17 protein-coding genes and 1 pseudogene are annotated in these 14,908 nt (G+C 45.3%); 6 read left to right on the top strand and 12 right to left on the bottom strand.

Annotated elements, in window-relative coordinates:
- Positions 1 to 131: 131 nt before the first annotated feature.
- Entirely contained in the window at positions 132 to 800 is a 669-nt protein-coding gene (locus tag PSF11_RS06760; protein WP_111804994.1) for a PAS domain-containing protein, read from the top strand.
- Positions 801 to 815: 15 nt separating this feature from the next.
- Positions 816 to 1,280, top strand: a pseudogene (locus PSF11_RS06755) (GGDEF domain-containing protein); the annotation flags it as partial.
- A 23-nt stretch (positions 1,281 to 1,303) separates the two neighbouring features.
- Here PSF11_RS06755 and PSF11_RS06750 read toward each other — a convergent pair.
- From PSF11_RS06750 to PSF11_RS06740, 3 genes are all read right to left on the bottom strand, one after another.
- Positions 1,304 to 2,155 carry a universal stress protein gene (locus PSF11_RS06750; RefSeq protein ID WP_111804996.1) on the bottom strand — a complete coding sequence of 284 codons (852 nt, stop codon included), beginning with the start codon at positions 2,153 to 2,155 and terminating at the stop codon, positions 1,304 to 1,306.
- 11 nt (positions 2,156 to 2,166) lie between these two features.
- On the bottom strand, positions 2,167 to 3,654 hold the full coding sequence (locus PSF11_RS06745) for a SulP family inorganic anion transporter (RefSeq protein ID WP_111804997.1): 1,488 nt from the start codon (positions 3,652 to 3,654) through the stop codon (positions 2,167 to 2,169).
- A gap of 457 nt (positions 3,655 to 4,111) precedes the next feature.
- Complete coding sequence (locus PSF11_RS06740; RefSeq protein ID WP_071238787.1) at positions 4,112 to 5,029, bottom strand: IS5 family transposase; 918 nt, start codon at positions 5,027 to 5,029, stop codon at positions 4,112 to 4,114.
- Between the two features lie 326 nt (positions 5,030 to 5,355).
- Here PSF11_RS06740 and abiEi point away from each other — a divergent pair, with 326 nt between their 5' ends.
- From abiEi to PSF11_RS06725, 3 genes are all read left to right on the top strand, one after another.
- Positions 5,356 to 5,892, top strand: a complete 537-nt coding sequence (gene abiEi / locus PSF11_RS06735; protein WP_111804998.1) for a type IV toxin-antitoxin system AbiEi family antitoxin — start codon at positions 5,356 to 5,358, stop codon at positions 5,890 to 5,892.
- Positions 5,893 to 6,069: 177 nt separating this feature from the next.
- Positions 6,070 to 6,336, top strand: coding sequence for a type II toxin-antitoxin system TacA family antitoxin (locus tag PSF11_RS06730; protein WP_032481064.1), 267 nt, complete (start codon positions 6,070 to 6,072; stop codon positions 6,334 to 6,336).
- The gene (locus PSF11_RS06725) at positions 6,327 to 6,833 is read left to right on the top strand and encodes a GNAT family N-acetyltransferase (RefSeq protein WP_029627974.1); all 507 of its coding nucleotides are present in this window, start codon (positions 6,327 to 6,329) and stop codon (positions 6,831 to 6,833) included. Before PSF11_RS06730 ends, PSF11_RS06725 begins: the two co-directional genes overlap by 10 nt.
- Before the next feature lie 40 nt (positions 6,834 to 6,873).
- On the opposite strand, the gene traA is transcribed toward PSF11_RS06725, so the two are convergent.
- The 6 genes from traA to traL form a co-directional block, all read right to left on the bottom strand.
- Positions 6,874 to 7,260, bottom strand: coding sequence for a TraA family conjugative transfer protein (gene traA / locus PSF11_RS06720; protein WP_029627973.1), 387 nt, complete (start codon positions 7,258 to 7,260; stop codon positions 6,874 to 6,876).
- Positions 7,257 to 7,829: a type IV conjugative transfer system lipoprotein TraV gene (gene traV / locus PSF11_RS06715; RefSeq protein WP_001944091.1), complete on the bottom strand. Its 573-nt coding sequence runs from the start codon at positions 7,827 to 7,829 to the stop codon at positions 7,257 to 7,259. The genes traA and traV overlap by 4 nt, the downstream gene beginning before the upstream one ends.
- Positions 7,830 to 7,903: 74 nt before the next feature.
- Entirely contained in the window at positions 7,904 to 9,193 is a 1,290-nt protein-coding gene (locus PSF11_RS06710) for a TraB/VirB10 family protein (RefSeq protein ID WP_111804999.1), read from the bottom strand.
- Positions 9,193 to 10,095 (bottom strand): TraK domain-containing protein, encoded by a 903-nt coding sequence (locus PSF11_RS06705; RefSeq protein ID WP_369120219.1) that lies wholly within the window; start codon positions 10,093 to 10,095, stop codon positions 9,193 to 9,195. The genes PSF11_RS06710 and PSF11_RS06705 overlap by 1 nt, the downstream gene beginning before the upstream one ends.
- Positions 10,076 to 10,702 carry a TraE/TraK family type IV conjugative transfer system protein gene (locus PSF11_RS06700; protein WP_000667170.1) on the bottom strand — a complete coding sequence of 209 codons (627 nt, stop codon included), beginning with the start codon at positions 10,700 to 10,702 and terminating at the stop codon, positions 10,076 to 10,078. The genes PSF11_RS06705 and PSF11_RS06700 overlap by 20 nt, the downstream gene beginning before the upstream one ends.
- Positions 10,699 to 10,980, bottom strand: a complete 282-nt coding sequence (gene traL, locus PSF11_RS06695) for a type IV conjugative transfer system protein TraL (protein ID WP_111805001.1) — start codon at positions 10,978 to 10,980, stop codon at positions 10,699 to 10,701. Before traL ends, PSF11_RS06700 begins: the two co-directional genes overlap by 4 nt.
- Positions 10,981 to 11,268: 288 nt before the next feature.
- Between traL and PSF11_RS06690 the strand changes: the two genes are divergently transcribed.
- On the top strand, positions 11,269 to 11,856 hold the full coding sequence (locus tag PSF11_RS06690) for a plasmid-related protein (protein ID WP_111805002.1): 588 nt from the start codon (positions 11,269 to 11,271) through the stop codon (positions 11,854 to 11,856).
- 26 nt (positions 11,857 to 11,882) lie between these two features.
- Here PSF11_RS06690 and PSF11_RS06685 read toward each other — a convergent pair whose 3' ends face one another.
- Genes PSF11_RS06685 through traD form a run of 3 tightly spaced genes read right to left on the bottom strand, consistent with a single transcriptional unit; the run spans position 11,883 to position 14,895 of the window.
- A complete protein-coding gene (locus PSF11_RS06685) occupies positions 11,883 to 12,518 on the bottom strand; it encodes a DUF4400 domain-containing protein (protein ID WP_272682749.1) in 636 nt (211 codons plus the stop codon).
- Entirely contained in the window at positions 12,505 to 13,065 is a 561-nt protein-coding gene (locus PSF11_RS06680; RefSeq protein ID WP_060554884.1) for a hypothetical protein, read from the bottom strand. Before PSF11_RS06680 ends, PSF11_RS06685 begins: the two co-directional genes overlap by 14 nt.
- A 9-nt stretch (positions 13,066 to 13,074) precedes the next feature.
- Complete coding sequence (gene traD / locus PSF11_RS06675; RefSeq protein ID WP_040132779.1) at positions 13,075 to 14,895, bottom strand: conjugative transfer system coupling protein TraD; 1,821 nt, start codon at positions 14,893 to 14,895, stop codon at positions 13,075 to 13,077.
- Positions 14,896 to 14,908: the final 13 nt, after the last annotated feature.

The raw sequence follows: 14,908 nt of genomic DNA, 5'->3' as shown, positions 1-14,908 counted from the left end.
TTAAATCTGATGGGTATTGACACAGATTATGCACCGCTGAATTTGTGGTACTTACAGTATGATTTATTGCCGATAAAACTGGCTCATTTCATGCTAATGAGAACCAAAGATAAGAGAATCAGGACAAAAAATTGGCTACGGATAATTTACTTAACATCGACGATGTTCCCATACCTTGCGGTCTGATCCGCGATGGTATTGTTTTCAAGAACAGTTTATTTGATAGCTTCCCTAAAGAAGCTCAAAGTCATTTCGAAGAATTGGCAAGTAATTTTCTTAAAAACAGCAAAATGCTCAGTAAGAATGTCGATTTCAAGAAAACAAATCTGCAAGGAAAAATCTATTTTAAGCGAATAAAAGATTCCTCTGATAGCAATACAGTCTTATTTTGTATTCATATTTTTGATACTCCTCAAGATGCCCCAATCGATAACATTGTCTTCGACCACAGTGGTGAAGCTATGGTACTGACGGATAAAGATGACGATATTGTCAAAGTCAACAGGGCGTTCAAAACTGTTTTTGGCTATGATGAGCCTGATATTTTAATGAAAAATCCATCTTTCCTTCGCGATGGTTTAAATCAGGTAGAGCTAATCAAAAAAGCTTTTTCTGAAATCGAAAGAAGTGGTCACTGGAGTGGCGAAATTGCTGTTCGAAAAGCATCCGGTGAGATTATTCATACTTGGCAATCAACATCTTCAATTGTAAAAAATGGCAAAATACAGGGCTTTATCACTATATTTTCTGACATTACCACTCATGTCAATGAAATTGAAAAGGTGCGCTTTCTAGCTTAGAACGACTATTTAACGGCATTACCGAATAGAATGCTTTTGGAAGATAGGTTTGAGCAATTAAAACGACACTTAAATCGCAACAAATCAAATCAAGAAAGTACTTTTAACATAGTTTTTATTGATTTAAATAACTTTAAGATTATAAACGATACTCATGGTCATGCTTTTGGTGATAAATCTCGGATATCGTTCGCTAAAGCATTGCATGAATCAATAAGGGAAGAAGATACCGCCTCCAGAATTAGTGGGGATGAATTTGTTTTACTACTGGAACAACAAGATCACCCTCTTGACGTTAGTTTGTTTTTTGAACGTTTAGATAAGAATGTGGCGCGTCAACTTAAGGAAAATAATTGTCCAATAAAACTAGAATACAGTTTTGGATTAGCAACATACCCAAATGATGGCGAATCACTAAAATCTCTCTTACACGTAGCAGACAATCGTATGTATGATATGAAGAAGCAGCCGAAACAATAAGCTCGGCTGCTTGGCTTGGTTACTTAGCGTAAAATAATTAAAGGTAATGCCGTTTGCTCAATCATCTTGAGTGTATTACTACCCAAAAATACACTCGCTAATTTAGAGTGGGAAAAAGCGCCCATCACGAGCATATCAACACCACTGTTTTCTTTGTAATTCATTAAAGCATCAAAGATCGGTCCTTCTAACAAACTAGCTTTCACTTCAAAGCCTTTATTCGTCAACAAATCTTTGGTTTGCTTGAATTTTTCCTCAACGTTCGGCGTGCTATTTTTTACAGTAACTAGATGACAGGTCAAACCATATAGCAGACCACCGTCAATAATACGCTGCACGGCTTTATCTGCTGTTTCCCTACCATCATAGGCAAGCATAAAGCTTTTAGGCGTTTTAAATGTCCGATTAGCAATCAGTACTGGTGTGTGAACCTGGCGAATGATCTGCTCAATATGGGAGCCTAGTGTTTTGAAATCTCCATTATGTTGCTGTCCAGATTTACCAATCACAATAAGTCTTGCATCATTTTCAAGATCACAAATAGCCTCAACAATACCACTGTGACGTTGCGTTTTTTCAACATCATGGCAACCGTTGTCAATCAACAATGCCTTGGAGTGAGCCAACATTTCCTTACCAAGCGATAAAGCAACCTTGCTGCGCTGTTCATCTAAGGCGGCCATTTCATTGAGAAGTGAAGAACGAGCCCCAAGGCCAATTGCTCCACTTAAATCCTCATTTTCTGTTGAGTGGCTTTTTTCAATGGCATGTAGTAACAATATAGGTTTATTCAATTGCTTAGCTGACCAACACGCCGCAGAGCAGACATTATCTGAAACCGCTGAGCCATCTACACAAGTTATTATCTTATTCATTTATTTTCTCCTTAGTGACCAGCCATCAATTTTTCAACTTCTTTTGGATCATTATGGACGCCAAATTTATCAACAATAGTTTCTGTCGCTTCGCTCATCCCAACAATGTCAACTGTTGCACCTTCCCGCCTAAACTTAATAACGACTTTGTCTAATGACGACACGGCGGTAATATCCCAAAAATGAGCATGAGTTAAGTCAATGGTTACCTTATCAACCGCTTCTTTAAAATCAAAGGAATCAATAAACTGTTCAGATGAGGCAAAGAAAACCTGACCAACCACACGATAAGTGCGTGAAGCCTCATCAGTTTGCGTCGCTTTGACGACCATAAAGCGACCAATTTTGTTCGCAAAGAACAACGTTGCCAATAACACACCAACGAAGACGCCAATCGCTAGGTTATGTGTTGCTACAACAACAATAACGGTCGCGATCATAACGATATTGGTTGATAGTGGATGCTTTTTTAAATCTTTAATTGATGACCATGAGAAGGTTCCGATTGAAACCATAATCATAACGGCCACAAGTGCTGCCATAGGGATCTGTTTTAACCAATCTCCTAAAAAAACAACCATGACAAGTAAAAATATACCCGCTGAAAAACTAGATAAACGACCACGACCGCCAGATTTTACGTTGATAATAGACTGGCCTATCATTGCGCAACCAGCCATCCCCCCAAGTAAACCAGAACCAATGTTAGCAATACCTTGTCCTTTACATTCGCGGTTTCGGTCACTTTTAGTGTCAGTTAAATCATCAACAATCGTGGCCGTCATCATTGACTCTAACAAACCAACAACGGCAAGCCCTAAAGAGTAAGGAAGGATAATCATCAACGTGTCGAAGTTTAGTGGTACATCAGGCCATAGAAAAATTGGGAGTGTGTCCGGTAATTCGCCCATGTCACCCACGGTACGAATATCCAGACCAATCATCATTGCAAATGCAGTGAGAGCAACGATACATACTAAAGGTGAAGGAAGGGCTTTGCCGATAACCGGGATATATGGGAATAAATAGATGATGCCTAAGCCTGCTGCTGTCATAGCATACACATGCCAAGTGACATTAGTAAGCTCAGGTAGTTGAGCCATAAATATCAAAATAGCAAGCGCATTCACAAACCCTGTCACGACAGATCTGGAAACAAAACGCATCAAACTCCCTAGTTTTAGATAGCCTGCGACTATTTGAATAACACCTGTGAGTAATGTTGCGGCAAGCAGATACTCAAGGCCATGCTCTTTCACTAACGTAACCATGAGTAATGCCATTGCGCCCGTTGCAGCGGAGATCATGCCAGGACGCCCCCCTACAAATGCTATAACAACGGCAATACAGAATGAGGCATACAGACCAACTTTAGGGTCCACTCCTGCAATAATCGAAAATGCAATCGCCTCAGGTATGAGCGCCAACGCAACAACAATACCGGCTAATAGGTCTCCTCTGATATTGGAGAACCATTCAAGTTTCATTTTTTCAAGCATAGATAACCTTATTGATAAGTTTAGCGACAACATAGGCATGCAAAATCAGGTCGCTCTAGCGACTGAATTCACTATGATAATTGTCAGATTTTGAGTTTAAATTTTATTTTCGGCACGAGGCCTACCGATGAACGGCATAGGGAGTGTCACGTTGAGAGATGTGACTTTAAGGAGGAGTGAGCGCCTAAGGTGGCGTAATACGCAAAGTGTTTACCTTTATAACATATAGAACTAAAAAACATGATTTTGGCATAGTTCACTTATAATCTCAAGTACAATCTCTGTAATCAGTAAACGTATCAGTGAGGGGCCGGACTATAAAAATGAAGCGGCACTTTCATCAATTACCTTATGAGTGTTAGCAACTACAAGTAAGATTACAAAGACAACACTTTCAACGGGCGTTGTTGATCAAATCATTCGCTTGAACGCAACTGCCCCTAGGCTTTCAGCTGCTTTACGAGATTTTCTGGCGAACAGGCATACCCAGTCTTATGACTTTGTTTAATGCCTTAACCCCAGCCAATGCCTCACCCACTTGTCCGTTATAGTCACGCAAACTTAATTTGGCGCTAATGAGTTGTTTGTAGCGATACATGGCGGTCTCAGATAAGGAACGCTGATGGTAGTGATTCATCAATTTCCATTGCTTCAACTCTCCGGCCTTAAGTGCATCCACAGCTTCATTTCGAGGATGCCCTGGTTCCCAGTATCCGGCATTTGAGCGGGGTGGAATCGTTGGCTTCGCCTGCTTTCGTCGCAATAATTTATGACAAGCTTTGGTATCGTAAGCTCCGTCAGCGGAGACTTGTCTAAGCTTGCGTCTTAGGGGAGCCAGTAACGCTGGAAGTACTTCATTATCTGCTACAGTTTCAAGGCTGGTTTGCGCACCGATAATTTCATGTGTAGCGGCATCGATAGCCAAATGAAGCTTGCGCCAAACCCGACGTTTTTCTTTGCCATGCTTACGCATTTTCCATTCACCTTCGCCATACACTTTGAGGCCTGTGGCATCAACGACAACATGCGCTACCGCACCTCTTGAGGGATTGCGGTACTTGACGTTCACCGTCTTGGCACGTTTACTGATACAGCTGTAGTCTGGGGCAATTAACGGTATTTTCATCAGCTGAAACAGGGAGTTGATGAACCCTTCGGTCGCACGTAATGACAGCTTAAAAATCCCTTTGAGCATCAAGGCGGTTTCGATGGCGGTGTCGCTGAATTGAAAGCCACGGCCACGACCGCCGTGATGCTTTGTGCAATGCCAAGCGTTAACCGCTGCCTCGTCCAGCCAGAAGGTAACCGAACCACGGTTTACTAATGCCTGATTGTATTGCTTCCAATTGGTGATATTGCGTTCTGACTTACCCATGAAACTGACCGAAGACCTGTTATGCAAGAGCAGATCATGGAAAGCGAAAAAGGTTCCGCTTATTTAGGCAACAACGCCCTTTCAACGCCTGTATGCGCAGACAGCGCCACAGCTAGCTAACCGGTTTAGCGGAACCCAATTTTTCATACCCTAGGTGTTAAAATTCATCACCGTGTAAACTAACCAAGTCCTTTTAATCCCCCCCAGAAGTCAAGTTGACAAATTTGACGCCTTTTAGTGTCATTATTGTATACTTGTATTTCACAAGGATTAAGTCTACACTTATGACATGTTTAAGTGTCATCCTTGATAACTAGAGGCGTATTGTGAAAAAGGCTGAGGCAATTAAAAAGCTCTTAGAATATGACAAGCGTGGTCGCTGTGTTTTTACTAATTCAGATCTGGCCAAAATCTTTCATCAAGATAACGAACGAGCATTGCGTGCAGGAATTAAACGTTTGCAAGACGATGGCTTGCTAACTCGAATGATTAATGGTGTGTACTTATTCAATTTAGCGCAGTCGAAAGGCAGCGATACGTTGGAGCAAATTGCTAAAACTATTCGACGTGGGGAATATAACTACCTTAGCTTGGAGTCTGCTCTTTCTGATTATGGTGTTATTTCGCAAATTCCAGTAGATAGGTTAACTGTTATGACAACGGGACGTTCCGGTGAATTCAAAACACCTTTGGGTACAATTGAATTTACGCATACAAAGCGAAATCCGATAAACATTTTAGAAAATACCAGTTTAGTTGGCAGACCACTTAGGTTAGCAACGAAACAAACTGCATACAGAGACTTAAAACGAGTTGGCAGAAATACCCATCTAGTTAACGACAATGCTTTGCATAGTAGTTGAACAACTGCTCTTGGGGCGGGTGCTCTGACAAGCAATTTACATCTAAGCTACGATCATAATCCAACCAACTACAACCGCTTTTCCCTATCGCAGTCACCAAAAAATAACGTGTATCTATTGACTACACGCAAAAACCTTTTAAACTGTGTATTAAATAGATATACAGAGGATGGTGTCATGGCTACAAAGACAGCGCCAATCAACATGCGAGTACTGCCATCGGTAAGAGACATCATCGATGCCGCAGCAAGTTTAAAAAAAGTCGATAGAACTGTATTCATTCAGCAGGCAGCGCTCAATGAAGCGCATAGTATACTGGCAGAACAGCGGGATTTTGTTCTTGAAGCAAAGGCTTTTGAAGCGTTTGATAACGAACTTCGTGCAAATCCACAGACTCTTGAAGGCATGAAAGATCTGTTTAAAAGGAAAGCGCCTTGGGAATAAGCGCACCAACACTACTCGCTGATGAGCACCAAATTAATGCCTTTCAATGTGGCATCGAAGAACTCGATACCTGGTTAAGAAAACAGGCGTTAAAAAGTCAAAAACGGGGAACTGCGAGAGTGTATGTGGTCAATGACACTGACGCCCATCAAGTGGTCGGGTACTATGCCATTGCAATGGGATCAGTTTCCAGAGAGCAAGCGTTCAGTTCATTAAGAAGAAATAGTCCTGATCCCATTCCCATGGTGATTCTAGCAAGGCTTGGGGTGGATAATGCCTATCAAGGTCAAGGCATTGCAGCCGGTCTTTTAAAAGATTGCATCATTCGCTCAGTACAAGCAATGAACGCTGTCGGTGGAGCAGGAATCTTAGTCCATGCTATTGATGACACTGCGCAAACGTTCTACAAGAAATTTGGCTTCAAAGAATCGACGTTTGATCCTTTAGTACTCATGGCAAGGATCTGCGATATCGAAAAATCATTGTCGATAGACTGAGATGACAGCTCCCCTTTCACAAGAGAAGCCGTCAATATTATTAGGTGCTCAGTAAAACGGCGCTGATTGCTGGAACAGTTGTGCCAATAACTTCTTGAGTGCTGGCAACAACAGGTAAAGTTGCAGACATAACACTTTCAACGACTGTTGGCGTATTGTAGAGACCCATACCGCCACCAATGCCCAAGGCAAAAGCCATCAAGCTTTGGCGAGCGATACCGCCCACAATACCCACCAGTACCATGGCTCCCGCTACGATCCGTCCCAAAGTACCTTGGGTCCAGTCTTTTAGGGTATCCCACACATCGGTGAAAGCATCACCACCGGTGCCCGCAAATGAGGGCTCCGAAATCATTAACGCCATTAAACCAAGCGCACCAATGGTCATTAAGCGCTGAGTTTGAATGGTGCGAACTGCATTTGTCATTCGTTAGTTTCTCCGTAGATACTCAAGTTATCGCGCTTACCATCAGCTCCCGCTGAGGCTGAATCACTTTGAGTCTGAAGTGGACGTAGCACTGGCGAAACCGTTCGAGGTGCTGACACCCCAATATCCCACCGGCGCGGTTCAATTTCGGTAAACACGTAGCTGGATAAATTCAGATCCCCACGGTCATCCTCCCAAGGCGCAATCCAAATCCGCATTACCCTTGAAGGAATGCGAATAGGTGCAGATTGCTGCGTCTCGGGTAATGCCGGATGGCTCAGCAGTCCTGTCTCTAAATCAGATTGTGAATACCCAGAGGGAGAACCAATTCGAGTCGCCACAGCATCAATCGTCTTGGGTGCAGCGCCATTACTGGTAAGCTCATAGACTTCACGAGCGGATAAACAGCGCACACCGTCAGGCATACCTGGGCATCCATATTCACTACTCCCAAGACCCAATGAACTACAGCCTGACAATAAGGTTGAGCCGACTGCCAATAAAAGTAATCCAGCTTTAGACCACTGTTTTGACTGGTGCTTTGGGTTGTTCTGCATTGATGTCGTCATGGTTAACTCTCCTCTGGATACACATCTTATTGTCTGAAGCGGACTTCGATCGGTTAGCAACATGCAGGATTTTTTCATCTTCTTGCACCTACCCCTTGTGAAGTGGCCAATGACAACGAGGCCCCACGAGTGACTATGACTTCAATTTTCCTTGCAGCGTCTACCTCTATGACTGGGAACATATTTTCAGCCATGTCCAAATAGAACTTGGCCACTCGATCCAATGCTTTACCTGTGCCTTTAATCGCAGCGCCTTGTAATGCTTCTTGGCTCATGACTTGCTGGTACAGCTGAGTATCACCGGCATTACCCGTCTGAATCGTTGGTACAGGATTCACATCAAATGCGCCAGCCAAGCCCTGAAGGAATCCGGCCATCATCGATTTGGCCACCAGCTGGCCTTGTTTCGACACTAATCGGCCACGAATACCGGCTTTGCCATCTTCACCCACGGCATAAGAATCCAGTCGTGTTTCAATGACGCCACCATCTTCTCTCACACATGAAATGGTCTCGCCTCGCAAATAAGCACGCTCAGAGCTCAAATCACCGTAACCTGCGGCGATCAAGAAACACTCTTTGATATCCGCTCTAAATCGGTTGGGTAAAATGGCTTCCTTTTGAATCCTCAGCAATGCAGGAAAAGGTTCACGTCTTGCGGACTCGTGAGTAGGTGCATCCAAACCTGTGATCAAAGTACCTGAGATGATGCTGCCCGCCGGTAGATACAAAGGCGGCGCTTCTTGCACAACAACCTCTGGTTCAGCAACCACTTCAGGCTCAATCATACGAATCGTGATTGGCGGCAATGGAACATCTCGTGCTCGTGTACCTTGGCCATTGGCTGGCTGCTGATAGAGCGGATCAGGCAGCGGCGCATTGGCAAAATAGTCGTCTGGGTTAGACGGCAGTGGCTTTTCTTCTTTAGGCAATTCCATGGCAGATAAAGGCACTTCAAAACGGCTATTTGTGCCTTCAACTGCTGCATCACCTCCAGCGCGAACATCATCAAGTTCCGCTCGAAGACGAGCCAACTCCGCATTGACCTCACTTGGTATAGAAGGCGAACCAGGGCTTAACCGTCCTGAATCGACGTCACGACGCAAGCGCTCAACTTCACGACGTAACTGTTCATTGCGCTCACTGAGTAGTTTTACGTTCGCAGCCAAACTATCGACCCCAACATCACGAGTATTGGTATCCGTAAGAATATGCCGGATCGTTTCCTGTCGGTTACGACTGCTTGAGCCATCGTCAGGATTAGGTGAAAACACCATCACCATAAAGATGAGACCACCAGCAATACCAGCAACCGATAGACCCCGCTTCATGTTCGGGCTCATTTGTTCCCATTGTGCTTTCATCAAAGCTCACCTCCCACAAGAAGCGAAGGTCGCTGACTTTCCACCGCTTCTTCACGATGATTGCGAACAACCACATACAACTCAGTCTTTTCACCCGGCAACAAGATATTGCTCGGCCAGTAGGCGCTTGCCACTATATCTGGTGCATGACAGGCTATTTCACTGGCTTCTATCGGTTCATCGGCAAAGCTTTCAACCAGTCCTACATAGACGGTGAAGTAATGTCCCGTCACAATTTGCCCCTGCTTAAAACCAAACTTTAAACCTGGCTGAAAACATTTCGGGCTTGTGTCAGTTTGGCCAGCCAAACGGATGTCATAGCCTTGTGGTAACTCATTTAGTGCAAGGCGTCTGAGTAAATCACGTAAGCTATCGACGTATGGCTGAGCCGTTTCCCAAGTGGCGGCTTTGCGGTTCACGACGCCCTTAATAGGCCACTGCTGACCATCAATAGCTAAGGTGATTTCACGCGGTGGAATACGACGAGGTACTAAGGTGACAGATAACGCGGGCGCTTCCTGACCAGGCGGAGTGATGTAAAGTGAAACCGGTGATTCTTTGTCCGTGGCCACATATACAACATTCCCCTTGATTTGCGTCTGAGCATCACTGGTTGTTCTCACCTGAGGCGATTCAAACGGCGTCACAATCCGATTCAGATGCCCAAGAGCTACAGGGATCAGTTCATTAACCCCCGGTGTCATCAGTAACGTTGTTGGCACATCCGTTGAAACCGCATTGGTTTGAACAGGTGGATTTGCTGTAGCAGACTGCTTCATCACACTGGCTGGCACAATCGGCAATTCCACGTCTGCATACGACGCTTGAGATAACAGGACGCCACTCAAGCTGATTGCGATTAAGCTTGGTGTCATCCATCGACTAATTTTGGTTCGCATCATTCACCCTCCGGTTTTGCTCTTGGGTCAACTTTTCACGAACTCGCTTCGTTCTAGCTTGCCCCTCGTACGTATCCATCCAACTGAGCTTTGGACGGTATTGCTCAATATCGATGTCAAACTCATAAGTGCGAGTTTGGCGCTGTTCATCTCCAGATGGTCCAGAGACCAAGGAATAACCGGTCACAAAGACATGGCCGGTTTCATACTCATACTCCACTTGTCTGGGTTGGAATTTGAGCGTGACTCGGTCTTCACGGATCTGTCTTGCCTGAATCTCCAGTGCATCGACCACTTGCTGGTACACCGCTGGAGAAAGTAGCGGCTCAATAGCAACCCGGATAAAAGACACATTACCCGGCGTCACGTTGCCCATAAGCTCAGCCAGGTAGAGCCCCCAGGATTCCAAGTAAGGCTGAGTAGCCTGGTTTCGTGACACTTCAGCCGTTTCAGACAAGGTTGGCGGTTGAATGGCTACCACGGTATTGCGAGAAAATGCCGCTACCGCAAGTAGCAAGTTAGATAGCACCAGTACTGCAATCAGGAACCGTTGCCATCGGTTCTCTAATTGTGTGCCTTGCCATGATTTTAAAAACACGTCGAACTTCACGGGAGATAGCTCCTGATAAACGGGTTAGGGATCGTCTTGGCTTTGGTTGGCAACAGTCCAGCCCAGTAGATGGCGTGAAGAATAAAACCATCTGGGCGACCATCACGAAAACGCCGATAGAGCTTGGTTGTCACCAACCCCGACAGGCATAAAACCAAGGCATTACCGGTAAAAATGCCGATCACTAGCCCCAACAGAATGGGAGCCATCTCATCGGCACTCCAAAGCAGGAAGTGCGGCGGGTCATCGATATAGGACGGAATACTCACAGGTTCCATAGTCACTCCTCGTTGTTTGAATTGAGAAGTGAAGAATGCCTTGGGATTGGCAGCTTCAGTGGTCAGCTAGATGCCGAATTCTTGAAGGTTTTGAGGGTTCAACTCAGACAATACTAACAATTGATCTTTTTAATGCGGTTGATATGATGGGGATATTGGTCGTGTCGAGACCAGCTGCCCACTTTAGCAAACCCGGACGGGACGACATGCATATCAAATTTATTTTTTGCTTAGGTTTTTTCTGCGACCTCGGCAGTGGGCACCGTATTCGCTAATAGGAGAAACTCAATGCAAATTACTAAAATCATTTCCTCTGCCACGGTTGAACGTTTAAAGCAAAAAGCACGAAAGCTTAAACGTGAAAAATCTATTCCACACACTCAAGCACTCGATGAAATTGCAATCTCTGTTGGTTTTAATCATTGGCATCAGGTTGTACAAGCTAATGACGTACTGAAACCATCAGAAGTGGCATTATCTTCTGGATGTGTCATGGCTTTTGATGTCAAAGATGGTATGGATGTCGATACCAGTGATGGGGTCTTAATTGAAGACCACTTCTTGGAGATGCTCACCGAAAAGCAGCTATTTGAAATTTATGCCAATTCCCCTGATGAGGACGACGAACAAAACAGACCGCTAAAAGAAACGCTATCGGATTCAGAGCTTCATGAGTATTTTCGAGATGATTGCTCATTCATGTACTTCCGTCTTGCCGAGCCTCATGCAAGCAAACCGTTAAAAGAAGTATTGGCTCTTATACGACAGTACTCGTTTTGGATGCCGCAATATATTTGGCTTCAAGGTCACCTTATTGATACTTATCATTTGCCAGCGGAAGACGAGAATGGCAATGCAGTAGGCGTAAGGTTTTAGCTCTACAAGATGAGGCCTAACTGGCCTCATATCTTCTTCTGCAAGTGACTTAACGCCACCCCTGCCATTAATGCCAAGCCGATGATCATCGACGGTAGTACCACTGGTGGAATAGCCAGCGGGGCGAACAATCCCATAAACAGCAAGATGACGCCTGAACTCAGAATTATCATGCTGTAGCGGTGAATGATAGGGCTCGAAAAATCAAAGGTTGTCTTCTTAATCTTCCAGGTCATCAAGCCGTCCCACAGCGCCGGTAACATGAGAATAAGCGCAAAGGGCAACCAGACCATCAGCAAAGCAAATCGAGTGAACACTTGGTACAACACATCAAAAAATGCCTGAATACGATCTTCCACCCAAACAAACCAAAAGCCTCCCATGTTCTCCATCTCTTTAGAGCGCAGTCGCTGCTCTTCAGTGGGGATTAGAAAATCTCGCACAGATTGCTCCATCTGCGTATCCACAATCCATGACTGATACCAGCGATGGCTAGTTTGACCAATCCAATAGCTTGTTTGTGCGCCCAATTGATTTTGGATCATCTGCTTCTCTTTACTAATAACCCGGCCAGTCCAATCACCGGGCACTAACACGCCAATGGCAATAATCTCCAGCATCAGCGCCAGGCAAAGTAGCCAAACCGACTTATGCTTGCTCATGCCAAACATCCTCTTCTACTCGCGCCAACATGGCTGCAACGGTTGGCGTCATAATCCGGGCTTTAATCACTTGTTGAAGCCGCTTTGTCGTCGTATGGCCACTGACATAACGCACGTCGATGCGTCCTTCAGCCAAATACGCCATCCGATTTGGACGATTACGAATCCAGGAGTAGAAATACACACCATCCACGGCGGCCCACTCGAAATGGTCAGGATCACGCAAGCGAATCCCCGTTAAAGCACTAGCGGCAGTCCAGGTCAGTGCCTCAATGAAATGCCACAGGCGTACACTGTCATCATCACAACTAACTTCTTCATAACTGCCCAAGCCATTACACAGACACAAATCAAAGATGGCATGGCCATCTAACGTGAACGCATCTGTTAAATAGTCCGCCAAACAGTGCACTGAGGCCAAAGCATGAGGCCAGTCGGTTTCAAGCAGTCTTAAGGTTTCCTTGAACTGGGGGTTATGTTGCTGCCATTGAACGAGCATTTCTTTACTGGTAAGTGTTGTCATTTTCAGACAGACAGAATGATGCATACAGACTCCTTATGCTGCCTGTGTAGAGCTGGTTAAAATAGGAATACGGCCTTTGATCACGCGGCCACCTGAAAGCTTGGCGATGTACTCCAGGTTGGGAAGCTGGCCTAATAACTGCGGTGGAAACATATCGCCTTCTTCCTCCATCAAGCGTTCGCCATGATTGCCGGTAAACAACGCGGGGCTGTCCGAGTTGGACGACATACCTTGAGTTTGCATGATGTACTGCAACCGAGTCTTAGGCAGATTGTCGGTAATGTACTGCTGCGTTTCGGCATCCATCACCCTAAGAGCTATCAGGTTGTTGATGTTACCTAACACCTGGCGAGCTTTAGCTTCACTGCCTGTACGAGCTGAAAAATCAGCAAAGGTCTGAGTAGCAATCACACAACGCATTTTTGCGCCACGGCCTTTGTTGAGCAGTTGAATGAAGGGATCGTTGACGACTTCAGCCGCCTCATCGATGAAGATATTTACGGGACGATTTTCAACACCATAGTTATAGCGGTCACCGGCCACTGCGGTGAGATCGGATAAAAGCAACGAACCAATGGCGCTACCAACCATTGCGTCGGTCAATGAATCCAATCCGATATAGGCCACTTGGGCATTGTTGATAATACGGCCAGAATCCGTAATTAACCGGCTGTCATTCACATCGTTTGCAATCGGTGATAGCAATGGACCTAGTTCACTTGATGTGAGCATATTGAGCACCGGCATCAATGAGGCCACCATCTTTGAATAGTGGGTTCTGTCATGCTCAAACATACTCAATAGCCCCTCTAAATCAGTATTGGCGGCAACGGGCTGAATGCGTTCGTAGTAGAAAAGCAGCATCGCCATAGCTTGTTTAGCCAAGGTATTGGCCTTTTCGGTAAAGCGCTTGATCTCCACACTAAAATTGGGATACACCTGCTCCCCCCAGGCTGTGACGGCTTTTACTACCAAGCCTTCTGGGCCACCTTCCAAAAAACGCCTCAGTGTTTTCAGATCAGGACGTTGTGACGTAAGCAACAAACCTTGCACGATGTTATTCAGTGCCATTTGGCCAAAGGCTTTAAATGGATCAGCACCGGTTTCGGATGGGATTAAGGCCGCAATTCGGCTGGCAATTTCAGTGCCCCGGTTAAAGTTTCTCAGGGGATTAAGACGTACTGAATGCTCTGGAAAACCCGGATGAAAATACACAAAGCGCTCAGGACTACCGGCGGCAATACAGGCTCGCTGTGCATTATCCTTAAGTTCTTTGTCTCCCTTGGGGTCAATAATTATCACGGCTTCATTGCGCAAAATGGCCTGAGTGATCATCGCATCAAAGCATCGGGTTTTTCCGGCACCGGTCGTACCAACTATTAAGGTATGCCCCTCAGTGTGACCAACTGGCTGGTACACATCTTCTTCTTTGGGCTCGACACCATGAATCCAGGTCGAACCCATTTGCTTGCCGTGACCTTGGTTAAGCAAGGTTTGCTTATCCCGCTTTAAGATTTCATAAGCACGTTGAGCATGGCGTTGGTCCCACTCAAAGCCATAACCTAACCACAATTCATCAGGATGTTTTGCCATTACCTTTTGCAAATGCGACAGCGCCATAAATGCCAATGGTTTGCCTTTTAGCCCCTTCTGCAACTTATAAAGACGGTAAGCCTCAGGCAGGCGATACAACGCCATGCCCGAGGAAATCCCTGTCATCCACCAAAATGGTTCGGGCGGTAACTCTGTCAGCATTTCTGCGGCAATCGCCCCAGTGGCCCCAACCAGCCAACCTGCTGCTGCCATGGCCTCATAGTTCGTGCGCCAGGGCATTTCGTATGCGTTTTCTTTCATTCATGCTCCGCAA

Origin of the sequence: Providencia sp. PROV119 (assembly GCF_028482435.1) — a bacterium.
Taxonomy (GTDB): domain Bacteria; phylum Pseudomonadota; class Gammaproteobacteria; order Enterobacterales; family Enterobacteriaceae; genus Providencia; species Providencia stuartii.
The sequence above is the reverse complement of the archived record's forward strand: the minus strand, read 5'-3'. Positions and strand labels throughout refer to the sequence as shown.